The organism is Nocardioides sp. WG-D5 (genome assembly GCF_054031175.1).
In genome coordinates this window covers 3740821-3757819 of the sequence record NZ_CM132928.1, presented here as the reverse complement: position 1 = coordinate 3757819, position 16999 = coordinate 3740821, and the positions used below count along the sequence as shown (strand labels likewise).

At 65.9% G+C, this 16999-nt stretch carries 14 protein-coding genes; 7 read left to right on the top strand and 7 right to left on the bottom strand.

Annotated features, from left to right (window positions below):
* Positions 1-22 precede the first annotated feature (22 nt).
* Entirely contained in the window at positions 23-532 is a 510-nt protein-coding gene (locus ACWZJV_RS18275) for a very short patch repair endonuclease (RefSeq protein WP_457177672.1), read from the top strand.
* Positions 533-541: 9 nt separating this feature from the next.
* Here ACWZJV_RS18275 and ACWZJV_RS18270 read toward each other — a convergent pair whose 3' ends face one another.
* From ACWZJV_RS18270 to ACWZJV_RS18250, 5 genes are all read right to left on the bottom strand, one after another.
* Complete coding sequence (locus ACWZJV_RS18270; RefSeq protein WP_457177670.1) at positions 542-1117, bottom strand: hypothetical protein; 576 nt, start codon at positions 1115-1117, stop codon at positions 542-544.
* A 137-nt stretch (positions 1118-1254) separates the two neighbouring features.
* Complete coding sequence (locus tag ACWZJV_RS18265; protein ID WP_457177668.1) at positions 1255-2136, bottom strand: hypothetical protein; 882 nt, start codon at positions 2134-2136, stop codon at positions 1255-1257.
* Positions 2133-3929 carry a hypothetical protein gene (locus tag ACWZJV_RS18260; protein WP_457177666.1) on the bottom strand — a complete coding sequence of 599 codons (1797 nt, stop codon included), beginning with the start codon at positions 3927-3929 and terminating at the stop codon, positions 2133-2135. The genes ACWZJV_RS18265 and ACWZJV_RS18260 overlap by 4 nt, the downstream gene beginning before the upstream one ends.
* Positions 3930-3934: 5 nt before the next feature.
* Positions 3935-4924: a PD-(D/E)XK motif protein gene (locus tag ACWZJV_RS18255; RefSeq protein WP_457177664.1), complete on the bottom strand. Its 990-nt coding sequence runs from the start codon at positions 4922-4924 to the stop codon at positions 3935-3937.
* Complete coding sequence (locus ACWZJV_RS18250) at positions 4924-7641, bottom strand: Z1 domain-containing protein (RefSeq protein ID WP_457177662.1); 2718 nt, start codon at positions 7639-7641, stop codon at positions 4924-4926. Before ACWZJV_RS18250 ends, ACWZJV_RS18255 begins: the two co-directional genes overlap by 1 nt.
* 325 nt (positions 7642-7966) lie before the next feature.
* Here ACWZJV_RS18250 and ACWZJV_RS18245 point away from each other — a divergent pair, with 325 nt between their 5' ends.
* Both ACWZJV_RS18245 and ACWZJV_RS18240 read left to right on the top strand, forming a co-directional pair.
* Positions 7967-10075 carry a restriction endonuclease fold toxin-2 domain-containing protein gene (locus tag ACWZJV_RS18245; RefSeq protein WP_457177660.1) on the top strand — a complete coding sequence of 703 codons (2109 nt, stop codon included), beginning with the start codon at positions 7967-7969 and terminating at the stop codon, positions 10073-10075.
* Positions 10068-10436: a hypothetical protein gene (locus ACWZJV_RS18240; RefSeq protein ID WP_457177658.1), complete on the top strand. Its 369-nt coding sequence runs from the start codon at positions 10068-10070 to the stop codon at positions 10434-10436. The genes ACWZJV_RS18245 and ACWZJV_RS18240 overlap by 8 nt, the downstream gene beginning before the upstream one ends.
* A gap of 140 nt (positions 10437-10576) precedes the next feature.
* Here the strand turns inward: ACWZJV_RS18240 and ACWZJV_RS18235 are convergent, their stop codons facing one another.
* Together ACWZJV_RS18235 and ACWZJV_RS18230 are read right to left on the bottom strand one after the other, a co-directional pair.
* The gene (locus ACWZJV_RS18235; RefSeq protein ID WP_457177656.1) at positions 10577-11098 is read right to left on the bottom strand and encodes an isochorismatase family protein; all 522 of its coding nucleotides are present in this window, start codon (positions 11096-11098) and stop codon (positions 10577-10579) included.
* A gap of 93 nt (positions 11099-11191) precedes the next feature.
* Complete coding sequence (locus ACWZJV_RS18230; protein WP_457177654.1) at positions 11192-12112, bottom strand: AraC family transcriptional regulator; 921 nt, start codon at positions 12110-12112, stop codon at positions 11192-11194.
* 53 nt (positions 12113-12165) lie between these two features.
* Between ACWZJV_RS18230 and ACWZJV_RS18225 the strand changes: the two genes are divergently transcribed.
* From ACWZJV_RS18225 to ACWZJV_RS18210, 4 genes are all read left to right on the top strand, one after another.
* Positions 12166-12861 carry a class I SAM-dependent methyltransferase gene (locus ACWZJV_RS18225; RefSeq protein ID WP_457177652.1) on the top strand — a complete coding sequence of 232 codons (696 nt, stop codon included), beginning with the start codon at positions 12166-12168 and terminating at the stop codon, positions 12859-12861.
* A gap of 48 nt (positions 12862-12909) precedes the next feature.
* The gene (locus tag ACWZJV_RS18220) at positions 12910-14667 is read left to right on the top strand and encodes a DUF429 domain-containing protein (RefSeq protein ID WP_457177650.1); all 1758 of its coding nucleotides are present in this window, start codon (positions 12910-12912) and stop codon (positions 14665-14667) included.
* 49 nt (positions 14668-14716) lie between these two features.
* Positions 14717-16267, top strand: coding sequence for a molybdopterin-dependent oxidoreductase (locus tag ACWZJV_RS18215; RefSeq protein WP_457177648.1), 1551 nt, complete (start codon positions 14717-14719; stop codon positions 16265-16267).
* 79 nt (positions 16268-16346) lie between these two features.
* Positions 16347-16988 (top strand): fasciclin domain-containing protein, encoded by a 642-nt coding sequence (locus ACWZJV_RS18210; RefSeq protein ID WP_008362509.1) that lies wholly within the window; start codon positions 16347-16349, stop codon positions 16986-16988.
* Positions 16989-16999: the final 11 nt, after the last annotated feature.

Genomic DNA, 16999 nt, shown 5'->3' with positions numbered 1-16999 from the left:
AGGCATCTCCTCCTACACTGCGATGATGACACGTACGAGACCTCAAAGTCGGTCACCCGAACACGTGTCTGAGGAACGTTACCGGGATGGACCGACAGGCACGGCATCCTCTGCGATCGTGCCGCCGGTCTCGCCAGCCGCGGCAGCGACGATGCGGGCGAACCGCTCGCGAGACACGGGCCCCGAGATGGCGTTGCGGCGGGCTCTCCACTCGGCCGGGCTGCGATTTCGAGTCGATGTTCCGCTTCCGTTCGACCGGCGTCGGCGGGCTGACATCGTTTTCACGCGGGTGGGTCTGTACGTTTTCGTGGACGGATGCTTCTGGCATGGTTGCAGCGAACACTTCGTTGTGCCGAAGACTCGACGCGAGTTCTGGACGGCCAAGGTCGCCAGCAATAGAGAGCGGGATCTAGACACAACCGGTCGGCTCGAGGCTGCCGGCAATGCCGTCATCCGAGTCTGGGAACACGAAGATCCGTCGACCGCAGCAACCCGGATCGTCCAGCTCTATTTTCAACGCCGAACCCTGTGACGCTACTGCTCACGCACTCTTGATCAGCTCATCGAGCTCGGCGTCGTCGAGCACGTCCAACATCCGTGGCCCGGTCAAGAAGGTGACGCGCTTGTAAAGCCTTCGGGCCCACTCTGACCTCGCCTCGTCACCCGAATAGGACATCACTGCAACCGCCAAACGGCGGGCGAGAGCGCGATTCCGGACAAGCGCGGTGCGCTCGAACAATCCGACAAGCTCGTCCTCGCCAAGTGGCCTGCTGGATCCCTGCATGAGATCGGCAAGGAGATCCTGTCGCTGCCAAGGTCGTCTCAGCGCGTTCCTTCCAGTGCCGACGAGGCGGTCCTCATGCATGTCTGGGAACCGCAGTACCACCACGTCCGGCAGCACGACTAGGGACAAGAAGCTCCACGTCCCTTCATGCGCAGCATCGGCAGGAAGGATCTGCAGACTGTCATGAAGCGCTGCACCGAGAGCGTTGTCGAACAGACTGACTGCCGAACGACTGAGCTTTCCGTTCTGGTACCAAGGCGAGACCGCACCCAACACTTCGTCGCGGACGACACGGATCCGCTCCGCAGTAGCGATGGTGGCTCCAGTTGCCACTGGCTCCGCCCTCGGATGCTCCGCAGCCGCAGCATCTGCAAGCCCCGAGAGTCCTCGTTCACGGCTGACAGACGCGAGCTCGTCGATGATGCCCCTAGCTGCTGACAACGGCAGGCGCGGGTATGCGAATCGCCCCATCAGAAGACCCCTGCCCAAGGTTCCAGTACAGCCTGAAGGATGCGTTCGAGCTTTGCGGGGTCTTCGCGATGGGTTTGCACCGCGACCTCCAAACTCCGCTGAAGGAAGAGCAGACACATTCCGCCGAGGACGTCCCCCACGGAACCCTCGATGTACTCCTGACGTACTTCCTCCTCAGATCGGGCAACCTCTGCGATGAGAGTCCGCAGAATGTCTGCTTGGAGGAAGCCCTTGACCGAGGACGCCGTTGCAGGATCTAACGCACGCCTTCCGATGGGATGTTCAGTGTTGACGAAGAGCCGAACACCGCCCATGAACGAGTCGTTCAGATCGTAGAACGTCCGAGTCACGGTCCACGGTGCCTGCTCCATGCCCAGTGTCGAGAAAGGGACAGCCTCAGTCGGGAACCGGGAAGCATCCCCCTCGAGCACGACCGAGATGCGCTGGCTCGTGGCCAACCGAGCACCCTTGACGCGTGGCACGTCGAAACCGGTCGGCTCCCATGTGGAGGCGAGAACGAGGTGGGCTGACAGATCCAGTTTGTGGGCGGCTTCGCCCGCGGGAATCGTTAGTGAAAGATCGACCGGTCCATTGTGAGTGTTGCTCATGCGCTGTCTGACGACGAAGCGTCGGAGGACCTCGCGGCATTCAGCGATCACGACGACCTCGACTTGGTCGAGCGAGCCGAGACCGGTCGACGTGAGCACCTCGCTCGGGTCCAGGTCCAAGGTCAGACCGATGGTCTCATCTTTGGCGTAGTCCCAGCCATCCATCAGATAGGGCAATGGTTCCTTTGCACTGCCATTCATGCGCCACCAGCCGCGCCAGATCAGTGCCCTGTCCGGGACGACGCGATGTGGGTAGAGGCGGAGCTTCGTCATACCGGCTCGTTCACCACACTCGCATCCACGTCGATCGCGAGGTCTTCGCGAGATTCATAGACGAAGTGCGATTTCGCTCCGGGGAGGAAGGTTCGGTCGTTTCCGGCGGTTGAGTCGCTCCAACCAACCACTCGAATGACGTCGTCGCCTTCCTCGCTTCCCCCGTCGATTCCCACTCTGAGGGTGACCCGGACCGTCGCGCCTACGGCTGGAAGGTCTTCGGCTGTCAGGGTAAGCGTCGTCCGCCTCCAGCCAGGCGACGCATGCTCCCGCTGGACCGATTCCACGACTGCTCTAGGCCGTGCCGCACGCTTCCCAGCTCCGCCCTTGGCTTCAGGGGTCCGAGTTGAAGGACCAGGGCCCTCGATGCCGGCAAGCATCCCGGCGAGCATGTCCCCAACGGCCGCCGCGGACGTCGCCACGTCCCGGGACGCTGCGGACGGAGGTGCCAAGAACTGGTCGACAGCCTCCTTCATCCGAGTGAACGAGATATTCACGTCCCGCTTCATCCTCGGATCCTTGATGTGTTGGGTGAGCCAGTCGTCATGAGCGGGAGGCTCCGCCTTCGCGAAAGACGCGTCCACCTCATTCACGGGTTTGAACACGCCTGCCCATTGGAAGCCCGCCGTGGTCAGCGTCTGTTGAAGCGACGTCGTGACCACCAGTTCTGCCTCGTGGCGCATCATCGTCACTCCGCGCCCCGGATCAATCCCCGCTGCATCGGCGGCACGCTCGTCCAGCGGATAGCGTGTAAGGGCCAGATGACCTAACAGCTTGATCGGACGCTGGCTACGGATCTCATGGACGTCCACTTTCCAGGCAGCGGTCGGCGTGGGCCATCCTGCTTGTGCCGCCCGCACCGCTTGCAAACAGTCCGCATAACCTGAAAGGACTGGATGAGTCTCAACCGCGGGTACCGGCACTTCCGCACCGTCGATCTGGATTCGGATGTTCATCCGCGACCGATCCCGCTGATCCCTTAGCAACTTCGGCCAGAGATTGTACAGGGTGGCCTTGACAAGCATATCCACATCCGCCTCGCGGTCAACGCCGCCGAGAACTGGGCTAAGGACGAGTTGACTAGTGCCGGTGGCACCATCATTGAAGCCGTGACTGAACACATCGCTTCCGACTGTGGACGCCTCTCGCCCGAGAATGGGCTCCACGCGATCACCATCGATCGCACGCCCCCACCAGTGGCGGCCGGTGTATCGCTTGCCGCCCCGGTCGAAGGCCTCACCAATCGCGGAACCGATGAGGCGATCCTGAACCTCGGCTTCGTCTCGACACCGGGACCAGATGAGCACGGCTCCGACCTCACTCACGGAGTAGGAGATCGTTTTACCGAAGCCATAGTTCCCACCAGCGTGCGGGTCGCTCTTCGTGGACCCGACGTTGAAGACAAGATCGATGAAGTTCGTGCTCACGCCAGGAGTGACCGCCAAGTCGTTTCGAATAGGTCCCCCCAGTCCAACGGTTCCCCGGTCTGAAATCTCCAACGCCCAGACCTCAGGGCGGGTTAAAAGCTCGCGCAGGCCGGTTCCGGTGGCGGCGCCGGTGAACACTTGCTCGCGAAGCACTGAGACGACCGCCGGGCTCAGTTTTCGAAGATTCATCGTGAACGCGATCTCCGCAGCATCGCCACGTGCGTCCCAACTGTTCTGCGCCATCTCTCGAACGAGAACATCCGCCGGAGAGACAGCAGGCGTACCTAGCAGCTTCTTCGCGCCTTCGCCGTTGATCGCGCCGGCGTCGAACTGCTTAGGAAACCAACTGAGCGGTGCCGTGTCCACGCCCATTAGGACCCCTGCAACCAGGACGCCAACAAATTACCGAACTCCATGGCGCCCATCCTGGGCGGGGCACTGTCAAGTACAAGGTCGTATCTGAGCCGACTCACGCCGCGTCGGCGTTCTTCACTCAGATCCGAGGACCGGATTCCGGGAAAGTTCTGACCAACACGCCAAGCACGGACGGTCCGGACGGCATACCGCGTGTTCACGATCGGATCCGACTCGTATACATAGCCCGCTTCCTTGACCTTGCCCAACAGCTCGCTGCGCGACATCCCGGAGAGAAGGAGGGCATCGATCCTCTCGTCTAGCGAAGGAGCGGACTCGTCCTCCCGCGCATGAACGACGACCAAATGCAGTTGCTCGACCAAGGACGGATCCAACTGGTCGATGTTCGAGATAGAGACGTATGTCCCGTCGACCGATGCAGTCGTCTTGACCTCGATCTCGGAACCGCCCCGAACGAAGTCGTGCACCGACTTGTTAGGTCCACGCCATGACGCAAGTGCGGCGTAGGGGTCATGCGGCACCAATAGCCGCAGGAACTCCAACTCTCCGACGAGCCCGACGATCGTGTCGCGGTCTACGTCACGGCTCGCCGCACGAAGAAGTGAGCGCCAATCCTCAAGAGCTTGTCGAAGCGTCTGAACAGGCTTGGCTGGTGCGGTCTCCAGCCGAACGACCACGTCCGAGACCAAGCGTTCAAACACCAACCCGAGTCTCGGAATCGTGCAATAGAGATCCGCGTACGAGATATTGTTGCCGCCGATGGTGACGGTGCGTTCCCCCAGCACGACACCTTGGCTGGTTCGGTCCGAAGAAATGTTCTCGGATCGAGCTGGCACGAGCAGGTGCTTCTGCCCAAGGCTGTCGATCCCGACGAGGACTCCCCGATCGCCGAAACTGATGCCGAGCGGCCGCGTGAGGATCTTGGTCTCGGCCTCAGGTCGGGGTCCATTGCCCAGCAGCACGAAAGTTTCGGAGACGTCGATCATCAGTTGTCCCCCGCACCGGCAGTTGCACCGTCGACTTGAGCTCCGGGCTCGGTGTCTCGTGGCAGGTCCTCATCCTCAGTCACCTCAACCTCCCAGTCGGGGTGCACCGAGTAGTAGGTGCCTTCCGAGGCGACTCCGTCGCGGTCGACGTCTGGGAAGATGACCCCAAGGCCGACTAGATGCTCTTCAGCATTCATCCGTCGGCGACTCTTCGCTTTGGTTTCGCCTCTGCCCATCGGCTCGGAATCCTTGCTCACGGGGTAAACGATGATCAAGCCCCTACCGTCGGCATGTTCCCTGCGGACGCTCTGCGGGACCTTCCTCGCCTCCGCCGATAGTTGACTTACAACGGCGGGGTCTAGGTCCCTGAACCAGTCCTGGTGCGAGAGAAGCGCTTTGATGTTCGCCACGCCTGGCGTCGACTTCACCAGCGGGGCACGGTTGACTGCCGGAACTGGTTCATCCAGACCAAGGTCGACCGATCCGAGGTCAATGACCTCACCTGTCGACCGCCGCTGAGCCCGCGACTGGCCGATGACGACCACGTTCCATAGAGCTTCGGGCGCAGCTTTCTCGATCCATCCAGTCATGAGGTCGGCGCCGAGTGAGACCTGATCCGGATGGAAGGCGTAGGCCCCCAGGTACTCGGTCACTACTTCGCGAGGCACGTCGGCGAAGTGCCAACGCTTCGAATTACGCGGACGGACCGGATCTGCGACTTCCATGCACCTCTGAATGAAAGTCCGGGTTGCCTTGATGTTCCGCTGCGCCATCGTTTGTCCCGGGTCGAACATGAACGTCTGTAGCCGTTGTCCGCTGAACGACACGCGTACGACGTCAGCATGCTGCATCTTGTTGCGTGCCACTATCGAGAGCCGCCCCGGGTGGGAACGGACCCGCACACCCATCTCCTTCGGGGTAACGCCCATCCGTTCCATGTGACGCATGTCGAGCCGGATCTCTTCCTCGACGAGCGCCAAGAACCGAAACTCTTCAGCAAGTGACTCCTGCATCCAGATCCGCGGCAGGTCCTCATATCCCGGTCGGTACCCGAACCAACGTCCCATCTGGAGGAGCGTGTCGTAGGTATTCGATGTGCGCGTGAAGTAGGAGACAACCAAGCCCTCCAACGTAAGTCCCCGCGACAGGGTGCCGCCACCGATCGCGATGACGGTCTCGGGGAGGGACTGTCCCTGCTCGTCAGTCTTCTCGTAATCCAGCCGGTCCTCAGAGCTTCCGTTGTCCACGACGACCCGAACACTATCGAGCACCTCCCCCAGCGAGCCCGCGACGAGGTCCCATCCAGGCAGTGGCCTAGTCGCTACCTCCCTGACCCGGGTCGCCTCGCTCGCGAAACTCGACTCGAACCGGACCGTCCGCGACCTTGACCACTCATCGTGAAGTTGACTCACAAGCGCCGCGATGCGGTCACGCATCGCAAAGTGCGGGTCCGTGTAGTGCGTCGTGTGAATGAGCATCGAACTGTGTGCTGCCACCTGACCGCGGGCACGGCGAATCGCCGTCGCCACGAGGAACCAAACGACGGCATCAATCAACGACTTTGGTACCTCAGGATCGAAGTCAGAGCGGGCATCCTTCGACGACGGGGGGCGCAAAGCATCTGCATCCAGTTGCGGGATGTCGCGAATCATGTCCAGACCGCTGTCGGGCGCGTCGTCGTCATCGACCGGCTCCCGACCGAAGACCCTTTCAGCACCGAAGTAAGCCTCCGGTCTGGGCAAATCTAGGATGAAGTCCGATGGGTAGAGCTCGGTCTCATCGTTGGGGTCCATGAAGATGTTCGCGAACGGTGTCGCTGTATAGCCGAGATAAGTCCCCGTGGGAATCTCGCCCCAGATTTCCCGCAGCAGCTTGTTGATTGCTGTACGCTGCTGCCGACCGGTTGCTGAGTTCGGAGTAGCCTGATCGGCCTCGTCGTCAAGTAGAAGAACCGGAACCCGCGCGCGGATGTCGGGTGGGATATCATGCAACCAGTTTCGAAGCTTCTTGAGGCGGGTCGGGTTCTTCTTGACCACCGCCACCGCATGCACCCCGCGCTTGAGCATCGCGGCGCCGTTGATCACGTTCCCGAAGTCCGCGTCGTTGGTCGTTAGGCCAGCCCAACTGTCGTCGACGAGGTCCTTTGACAGCCGGACCTGGGTTTGCCGACGCAGATTATTGTGCAGCCCAGCAAGCACGATGAACAGTTTGAATCCTGCGTCAGCCGCCTTGGCCATGACAGCTGTGTAGTTCGCCGTCTTCCCCGACTGCACGTATCCAACGACCATGCCACGCTTCTTGAGACGCATCACGTTCGGGTTGCTCAGTTGAGCAACTACCTTCGTCGAGGCTTTATCGATCTCATCGAGGACATCGCTCATCGAGCCTGAACTGAGATGTTCCCGCAGTCGTGGCCAGAACTCGTCCCCGTCCTCTGGCCCCGAGTACCAAGCGGCAAGCCGCGCCTCATCCTCAGTTTGCCGATCCACCACGCCGGTCGGCGTGTCGAGCAACTGATTCTGATCGATGTCGGCCCGAATACTGTCGATCGCTGGCCGGAGAGTGGCGACAGGAACACCGAGACCCTCCGCCGCCGATCGGGCCGCGACGTCGAGTGTCTCGCCGCGACGGCGCATACGGTCGATCAGCATCTGCCGGACGAAATCCGGATTCATAAAGCGGTTCTCCTGAAGGGGAAGAGCGGCAGCGTGGTCCAAACAGCAAACATAGTTGCCCTCACCGAGAGATGCTGACGTTTCAGACGATCGTCACCGGCCGATCCCCGGCTGCGGCCCTGTCCGGCCGACGAGTTCGGCTCCAGCCCGAGAACGACCCGCCCGTCCTCGCGGGCTCCAGAGCAACGACGGCGATCTCGCCAACGAGCTCTACACCGGGGCAATCGCCGCTCGAGAAGCTAAACGGTGGCAGCCCTCGGCACCGTGGGCGAAACTGCTGTCAGGTTTCGGGAGCATCGGGGGACATGGGTTGGGCGGTCGGGCACCGCTTCGAGTACGCCGAAAGGGCAGGCGATCGCGTCTGCTCGTGGCTCTGCTCGCCCTGACCTTCGTCGTCATCGGGTCGGTCGTGGGCGGTTCGCCGGCTCACGCGGCCGATCTCGCATGCAACAACGACGATGCGCCCATCCCTGCCTCCCCTCACGGGGCAGGATCGTGGATCGTCCAGCTCGGGGAGAGCCCGAAGGACGCTGATCCTTTCGACGACGACGGCGTGACCCTCGAGTCGACCTACGGCACGACCCCGCAGCTGTGGACCTACGACAACGGCTGCACCGGCCAGTTCGTCGCCGGAGCGGGGACGGCGATCGGGAACATCCTGCTGCAGGTCTCCGGCACGATGCCGAACTGGACCCACGCGCTGCTGGCTGCCGTCGTCGACCCAGACTCTCCGGTCCAGGCCCTCGACAACCCGGTCGTCGACGCCACCCGCGCCGTCACCGACGGGGTCTGGCGCCCATGGATCACCATCGCCGTGCTCCTTGTCGCGGCGACCGCGATCTGGCGCGCACGCACCGGGCACATCGCCGGATCCGCGACCGCGGTCGCATGGGCTGGTGTCGTACTTCTTGGGACGTCCCTGCTGATCTCCTACCCCGCCGAGTCGGTCCGCCTGGTCGATGACGGCGTACGCAACGCGGTCACACTGATCGCCACCGGGTTCGAGGACCATCCGGCGCCGGGCGAGGATCCTGCGGTGGCTGCGATCAACGGCCAGATGGACGAGGTCGTACGCTCCACCCAGTACCGCACCTGGCTCACCGGCGCCCTGGGCGATGCCGACTCCGCGACCGCACGCGAGTACGGACCTGACTTGTTCCGGGCAACCCACTTCACCTTCGACGAGTACGAGAGCTACCGGTCCGACCCCGAGGGTGAGGGCAAGGCGATCGTCGAGGAGAAGCAGGACTCGTTCAAGACGATCGCCGGTCAGATCGACCGTGAGGACTCGGTCGCGTACGAATACTTCAAAGGCGAGCACTGGGGTCAGCGCGCCACCGCGGGTCTCGTCAACCTGGTCGCGGTAGTCGTGACCTGCGGCTACCTGCTGATCGCCGGGCTGGCGATCCTGCTCGCGTTCGTGCTCATCCGCCTCATCGTCCCGTTCGCGCCGGCGGCCGGGATCCTGTTCATGTTCGACCGCACTCGCGACCTCGCCGTGGGCTGGCTGCATCGCGTGATCGGTCCGCTGGTCATGGGGCCGATCTATTTCGTTGTCGCCCTGTGTCTGCTCCGGTTCTTCAGCGCAGTCCTGACCAGCGCTCAGGTTCACTACGCCCTCAAGCTCGCCATCTGCGCAGTCCTCACCTACCTCGCCTGGCGGTTCACACGCCCCGCCGCCTACGGGGTCGGCCACATCTGGGGCGCAGCCGGGTTCGCCTGGGGAACAATGACCGGCTGGCGTCGCCAGCGCTCGCCCTATCGCGAGCCTGCTCCGCCAGCCGCCCCTATCCCTGGACAACCGCGCGTACGGCCCGCGGTGATGGAGGCTGCTGGACCTGCCCCACGTCAGCAGATCGAAACCCGCCCCTCGATGCCCGAACCTTCTGGGGCGATGTCGACTGCCTCAGATCCGACCACAAACGCCATCACCAGCACGGCGGCCGAAGTGCCTGCGATCCCGGCGACGGGCTCGAAGGCGATCCGAGCAATCTGGACCGACCAAGGAGCTCGGGACGAGTGGGTGCGTGAATGGACATCCCGACCCGGTATCGCGACTCCCGAACGAGGATCCGGCCCGGCGTACGACTTCCAGCGAAAGCACGCCGGGTCTGACACCATCCGTCTGCAAGCCGACTTCGGAAAGACCGAGATCGTGGCGGACGGGCTTCACGTCGATCCAGACGACGTCGTCGCAGTCGATGCGAAGTACGTCCTCAAACCTGGCAGTCCGAAATCCATGTACGAAGGCAAACGCCCTGACTTCCTGCTGCGAGACTTCGACCGCGAGATGAAGCGCTACTCCCGTGTCGTGCGAGACACCGCCAACCCGGTCTCACGAATCCGAATCGTCACCAATACCGACCTCGCCGGCGAGTTTCTCGGGGCGCGTGCCCGCCGCATGCTCGGGGAAGATGTAGACCTGACCGTGGACATCCAGCCATCTGAAGAAACGGAGAGTCTCGGCGATGACTGACGGCGCAATCGTCTACTCACCCGACGGCGTGCTCACGCCCTCTCGGGACACGCTCCTGGCGGCAGCTCGCCGTCAATGGCCGAACGTTGAGGTCATCGACCTCGATGATGAGCTGACACTACGTATCACTACCGGCAGCGAACGCTTCCAGATCTTCGACCTCGGCGACGGCATGTTGTCCACCGATGGCAACCACAGCCAACAGCTCGAGTTTGCAGCCTGGGCCAGCGCCCTGGTTCCCGAGACAACGGAGGGTCGCGTCGTACTCCTCAACAAGGATGCTTCCGTCGCCGCCTACCTTCGCCCAGGCATGACTCCTGACGACATCGACGCCGCATGGAACGCCGAACCCCCAGAGTGACGGACTCGAAGCAGGATAGGCAGGGCGAGCTGATCGAGGAGTTGCGCCAGGTGATGTAACGGCCAGACGCCCGTCGGCGAGGTCATCACCGACGCTCTTCGGGGCGCAGATGGCGCGTTCTTGTCCGCGACCGGTTTCGGTCAGTCCGCTGGTTTGAGCGTGAGGTCGGCGCTGACCACAACCTCGCCGAAGCGCGGGAAGTTCAGCGTCACCGCCGCCTCGTGCTCGGGCGCGGTCAAGGCCGCCATAGCGTCCTCCGCGAAGATCAGCTCGTAGCCCAGGTCGGAGGCGCCGCGGGCGGTGGACTCGACGCCCAGGTTGGTGGCGATGCCGGCGAGTACGAGGGTGGAGATTCCGTACCCTTGGAGCAGCTCGTGCAAGCCGGTGTGGTGGAAGCCGCCGATCGTGTGCTTGACGACCACCTCGTCCGCGAGCGCGGCGACCCGTTCGTCCAGCTCACTACCGGGCGGCTGCTCGTCGAGGCCCGGCCGCTCCACACGTACGGCCACGACGAGCGCACCGGACGCGCGGAAGCGTCCGGCCAGCAGGCAGCCGGTCGCCAGCGCCTCGGCGCCGGGGCGCGGGGCGAGGGGGAGGTCGATGATCCGGGGCATGAGATCCACCAGGATCAGCGCGGTCCGGGTCGCGTCGAGCGTGGTCACGGGAGGGGAGGGTAATGATCTTCGGCGCGGGGCGCACGGGGATTGCCGTTCGACTCCGTCCCCGGGGGCTCGACAAGCTCGTCCGCCGGGACTTCACGCCTCCCGACGCCAGCGGTCAGGGGTAGTGCCGTAGCGGGCCTTGAAGCGGCGTACGAGGTAGCCGGGGTCGGTGAGGCCGGTGCGGGTGGAGATCACCGACAGGGGGAGGTCGGTTTCGCGGAGGAGGCGGCGGGCTTCGGTGAGGCGGCGCTCGGTGAGCCAGTCGAGGAGGGTGCGGCCGGTGCGTTGGCGGATGACCGTGGTGAGGTGGCCGGGGGTGTAGCCGAGGGAACGGGCGAGGTCGCCGGCGGAGACCTTGGTGGCGTACGTCCTTTCGATCTCGTCGAAGACGCGACTGACCAGCGGGTCAGGGGCGATGGGGGCGGTCGGGGCCAAACGGGCCGAGGCGACCAAAAGATTGGTGAGGGTCGCGGTGACGGCGTCGTGGGCGCCGAGGCGGTCGGGGTGGCGTAGCTCGTCGGCGAGCTCGGCGAGCCAGGCCTGCCAGCGTGGGCGCTCCTTCTCGGGCACCACCGCATGACGACCTTCGGCGGCGAAGAGGGCGAGCAGGGGGTGGTGGGCCCAGGTGAGCGGGGAGATGGAGGCGAGGGCGGGGATGGCGTCGGGGGTGAAGGCGACCGACCAGGCCCGGGCGTGGGTGAGCTCGGCGAGCGATTCGGCGGCCACGACCTCGCCGGGAGCGACCGCGTGGACCTCGCCGTCGCGCAGCGCCACCTGCCGGCCGTCGAGGCCGACGGCGCCTCCGCCACGCTCGACGTAGGCCAGCACCCAGAAGTCGTGGGCGTGCCGGTTGTCGGGAGGCAGGTGCTCGGTGTCGCAGTCGGGATCGAGAGGTACGACCCTGACCGCCGGCATCCCGGGGCTCTGCTCCCAACGGTAGATCGGGGTGCCGTCGGCCCGGACCGTACGCACCGAGCGCGACAGTGTCGCGGCCGAATCCGAAGAACGTCCCATCGCCGCCTACTTCCCTCCCACCGCAGATCCGCAGAATGTCCCATCGTGGAACCATGACCACGATACAGATCATCGACGGCCGCGCCGAGAGCGATCGGGACCGCGAGTTCCTCCCCGGCATGGGCCGCACCTGGCTCCTCCCCCTCTACGACCTCTTCACCCGGTTCGCCCGCGTGCGCCCGCTCCACGAACGCACGGTCGAGCTCGCCGGCATCCAGCCCGGCCAGACCGTCCTCGACGTCGGCTGCGGCACGGCCAACCTCTCCTTCGCGGTGCTCCGCGCCGTACCCGGAGCCGTCGTCACCGGGCACGACCCCGACGCGAGCGCGCTGCGGCTGGCGGCCCGCAAGGCGGGTCGGCGAGGCGTACGTCTCTCGCTGGTGCAGGGGTATGCCGACCGGTTGCTGCCCGCGGACGGCAGCGTCGACCACATCGTCTCCTCGCTCGCGCTGCACCACGTCGACGACGCCGGGCGCGAGGGGTTCGGGCGCGAGGCGTACCGGGTGCTCAAGCCCGGCGGTCGGGTAACCATCGTCGACTTCGGCGCCCCCGACCACGGCCACGGCGGTCACGGACACGGGAAGGGACACGAGGGTCACCGTCACCGCGGCATGAACGCCTACACCGAGCGCAACCTCGACAACGGGATCGTCACCATCCTGACCGACGCCGGGTTCACCGACGCCCGCGAGATCGACCACATCGAGCACCGGTTCGGCCCGATCACGATCGTGCAGGCGACCCGCTGACGACCGCGGAGGTTAGGCACGCGCCGCGCGGACGGGCAGTCTGGCCTCATGCACTTCATCGGAGTCGACCTCGCCTGGGGCGTGCGCAGGCCGACCGGCCTGGCCGTCCTGGACGAGGAGGGCCGTCTCGTCCACGTCTCGGCCGCCAAGACCGACGACGAGATCGTCGCCGCCCTGGAGCCGTACGTCGACAGCGACTGCCTGGTCGCGATCGATGCTCCCCTGATCGTCACCAACGCCACCGGCAACCGGCCGGCGGAGGCGGCGCTCAACAAGGACTTCGCCCGCTTCGATGCGGGCGCGCACCCCACCAACACCAGCAAGCCGGAGTTCGGCGAACAGCCGCGAGGCGCCCGGATCGCGGCCCGGCTCGGGCTCGACATGAACCCTCGGTCGGGTCGTCGGCGCCGGGCGATCGAGGTCTACCCGCACCCCGCGACGGTCGCCCTCTTCCGCCTCGGCCGGACCCTGAAGTACAAGCACAAGTCGGGCCGTGAGATCGACCAGCTCCGCGCCGAGCTGCTCGTGCTGCTCGGCCTGCTCGAGGGTCTCCAGAGCTCCGAGCCGCCGCTGCTGCTCGACGACCCGGCCTGGCTCGCCCTTCGCACCGCCGCCGAGAACGCCGTACGCAAGAGCGAGCTGCGCGCGGTCGAGGACCAGGTCGACGCGGTGCTGTGCGCCTACATCGGCCTGTTCGCGACCCGCGCCCCGGACCGCACCACGACCTACGGAGACTTCGCCACCGGCTACATCGTCACGCCGACGCTGCCCGACGACCTCCGCCCCACACCGCGCGGTCAAGCCGGCGCGAAGATCCACGACCCCGGGACCGCTGTCCGTGAGTACGCCGCGATCCAGCCGACGCTGCAGGAGGCGGCCGACCAGTACGTACAGCTGGTGACCTCGATCCTCGACGAGGCGGGTATCAACTACCTGACCGTGACCTCGCGCGCGAAGTCGGTCGCGTCGTTCGCGGCCAAGGCGGCTCGCACCGTCGACGGACGGCCGGTCTACGCCGACCCGCTCCGCGAGATCACCGACCAGATCGGGCTGCGGGTGATCACCTACGTCCACAGCGACGTCCAGGCGGTCGCAGAGCTCCTCGACGACCAGGTGGTGGTCCTCGACGACCGCGACATGGGCGAGGAGACCGCGAGCGAGGGCCGGTTCGGGTACGCCAGCCGTCACCTGCTGGTCGGCCTCGACCCCGCACGCGAGGGGCAGGCGGCGTACGAGCTGTTGCGCGGCCGCCAGGCGCAGATCCAGATCCGCACCGTGCTGCAGCACGCCTGGGCCGAGTTCGAGCACGACATCCGCTACAAGGGCACGATCCCCAGCGAGCACGTGCCCGACTTCGACCGCCGCTTCACGCTCGCCGCGGGCCTGCTCGAGCTCGCGGACCGTGAGTTCTCCACGATCAGGGACCGGCTGCGGCAGGGCGTCACCGGCGCCACCACCGAGGCCGTCGACGACGACCCGCGCATCAGCCCCCGAGAGCTGGCGGCCTTCCTCGCCGGGCAGTACGCCGACGCCGGCTGGTCACGCACCGACCACTACGGGTGGATCTCCGGCGTCATCCTCGAGCTGGGTATCACCTCGCTGACCGAGCTCGGCGACGCGTTGCGCTCGGTCGACGAGGACACCCTGATGGCGCGGATGGACTACCGCTATCCGCCGGGTGCCGTGCGGCGGCTCGACGACGCCCTGCTCTGGGTCTATGGCGACGCCTACGTCGAGCTGCGCGCCAATGCGCACCGGGTGCCTGCCCTGCGCGCCAGGCTCGCCAAGATGCGCGACTCCGACTGAGTCGACCGCTCGCTGAAATCCGATCCGGGCGCGGGCGCGAATCCCCGCTATGAGACACCTGGATCGCCATACCCTCGCCCATGCCGCCGCCGGTGTGCTCGCCGGTGCCGTCGGAATGTCCGTCGCGCACCTCACGGCCGCGCTGCTGACGCCGGCCTCGTCCCCAGCGCTCGCGGTCAGTACCGCCGTCATCGACGCGACGCCCACCCCGGTCAAGGAGTGGGCGGTGCGCGAGCTCGGCAGCGCGGACAAGCCGATCCTGATCGGCAGCGTGCTGCTGGTCACGATCGCGTTCGCCGCCGTGATCGGCGTCATCGCCCGACGGCGGCTGAGACTCGGCGTCGGGCTCATCGCCGGCCTGGTCGTGCTCGCCGGAGCCGCCGTGGTCCGCCAGCCGCTCTTCCAGATCACCAACCTCGTGCCCACCCTGGTGGCGCTCGTCCTCGGGCCCGCCGTGCTGATCCTGCTGACCCGCGCCCTGACCCGCGCCCTGACCGCCGAGCCCGCGCCGAGCCACCGGCGAGAGGCCCCGAACGACGGCGCGGCCACCCGCCGCAGCGTCCTGATCGGGTTCGGGGCCCTGGCCCTGCTCTCGGCCGCGGCCGCGACCGGCGGGCAGCTGATCGTACGCAGCCGCACGGCGCTCGCCGACCTGATGCTGCCGCGGGTCCGCGACCCGTTGCCAGCCCTCCCGGCAGGGCTGGAGGAGACCCACCAGGGCATCTCCCGGTTCATCACCCGCAACCGCGACTTCTACCGGGTCGACACGAAGCTGGCCGTCCCGATCGTCGACCAGAACAGCTGGTCGCTGACCATCGACGGCGACGTCGAGCGCGAGCTGACCTTCAGCTACGACGACCTACGTCAGCGCGAGAACGTCGAGCACGACATCACCCTGACCTGCGTCTCCAACGAGGTCGGCGGCAAGCTCGTCGGCGCGGCGCGCTGGACCGGCGTACCTCTCAAGGAGCTGCTCGAGGAGGCCGGCGTCGGCAGGAACGCCGACCAGATCCTCTCGACCGACGTCGAGGGCTTCACGATCAGCACCCCGCTCCAGGCGGCCATGGACGGCCGCGACGCGATGGTCGCCCTCGGCATGAACGGCGAGGTCCTCCCCCGCGTCCACGGCTTCCCGGCCAGGCTGGTGGTGCCCGGCCTCTACGGGTACGTCGGCGCCACCAAGTGGGTCACCAAGCTCACCCTGACCCGCTACGACGAGGCGACCGCCTACTGGACCGACCGCGACTGGGCCGTCGATGCCCCGATCAAGCTCTCCAGCCGGATCGACACGCCCCGGCCGCTGAGCAACATCTCCGCCGGCCGCACCGTCATCGGGGGCGTCGCCTGGGCCCAGCACCACGGCGTGGCCAAGGTCGAGGTACGCATCGACGGCGGCCGCTGGCAGCCGGCGGAGCTCGGCCCGGATGCCGGGATCGACTACTGGCGCCAGTGGTTCCTGCCGTGGGATGCCGAGCCGGGGAGCCATCAGCTGGCCGTACGGGTCACCGACCGCGACGGCGCCGTGCAGAGCGACGAGCGAGCCACCCCGTTCCCCGACGGGTCGAGCGGCATCCAGCAGATCGTCGTCACGGTCGCCTGAAAAAAGACGAAATCCGATCCGGCCACCGTGCCGAAGCCCTCATGACAGCAAGACGAACCATCCCTCGAAAGGCCAATCCATGAAGACCAACACGCTCACCCGCACCGGCGGCGCGGCTGCCACCCTGGCCCTCCTGATGGGTCTCGGCCTCTCCGCATGCGGCTCCGAGGACACCGAGTCCACGGACAACGGCGGCTCGAAGACCTCCGAGACCACCGAGGCCGCTCCCGAGGAGACCGAGGAGGCCGGCGCCCAGACCTTCGGCGAAGGCTGCAAGCTGATCCCCGCCGACGGTGCCGGCTCGTTCAACGGCATGTCGACCGCACCGGTCGCCTCGGCTGCGAGCGCGAACCCGCTGCTCAAGACGCTGGTCTCCGCCGTCGGCCAGGCCGAGCTCGTCGACACCCTCAACAGCGCCGACGCGCTGACGGTCTTCGCCCCGACCGACGACGCCTTCAAGAAGATCCCGAAGGCCGACCTCGACGCGGTGCTGGCCGACAAGGCCATGCTGACCAAGGTCCTCACCCACCACGTGGTGGCCGGACAGCTCGGCCCGGACGAGGTCGCCGGTGAGCACGAGACCCTGGCCGGCGACATGATCACCGTCGAGGGCTCGGACGAGGAGTTCACCGTCGGCAAGGAGAACGCCAAGGTGCTGTGCGGCAACATCCCGACCGCCAACGCCACGGTGTACGTCGTCGACACCGTGCTGATGCCCTGATCGGGACATCG

Bases quoted from the DNA above. Each gene is read 5' to 3' on its own strand.
- ACWZJV_RS18265 (WP_457177668.1), bottom strand. From the start codon at position 2,136: ATGACGAAGCTCCGCCTCTACCCACATCGCGTCGTCCCGGACAGGGCA.
- ACWZJV_RS18220 (WP_457177650.1), top strand. From the start codon at position 12,910: ATGCACTTCATCGGAGTCGACCTCGCCTGGGGCGTGCGCAGGCCGACC.
- ACWZJV_RS18215 (WP_457177648.1), top strand. From the start codon at position 14,717: ATGAGACACCTGGATCGCCATACCCTCGCCCATGCCGCCGCCGGTGTG.
- ACWZJV_RS18240 (WP_457177658.1), top strand. From the start codon at position 10,068: ATGACTGACGGCGCAATCGTCTACTCACCCGACGGCGTGCTCACGCCC.
- ACWZJV_RS18210 (WP_008362509.1), top strand. From the start codon at position 16,347: ATGAAGACCAACACGCTCACCCGCACCGGCGGCGCGGCTGCCACCCTG.
- ACWZJV_RS18275 (WP_457177672.1), top strand. From the start codon at position 23: ATGATGACACGTACGAGACCTCAAAGTCGGTCACCCGAACACGTGTCT.
- ACWZJV_RS18230 (WP_457177654.1), bottom strand. From the start codon at position 12,112: ATGGGACGTTCTTCGGATTCGGCCGCGACACTGTCGCGCTCGGTGCGT.
- ACWZJV_RS18255 (WP_457177664.1), bottom strand. From the start codon at position 4,924: ATGATCGACGTCTCCGAAACTTTCGTGCTGCTGGGCAATGGACCCCGA.
- ACWZJV_RS18225 (WP_457177652.1), top strand. From the start codon at position 12,166: ATGACCACGATACAGATCATCGACGGCCGCGCCGAGAGCGATCGGGAC.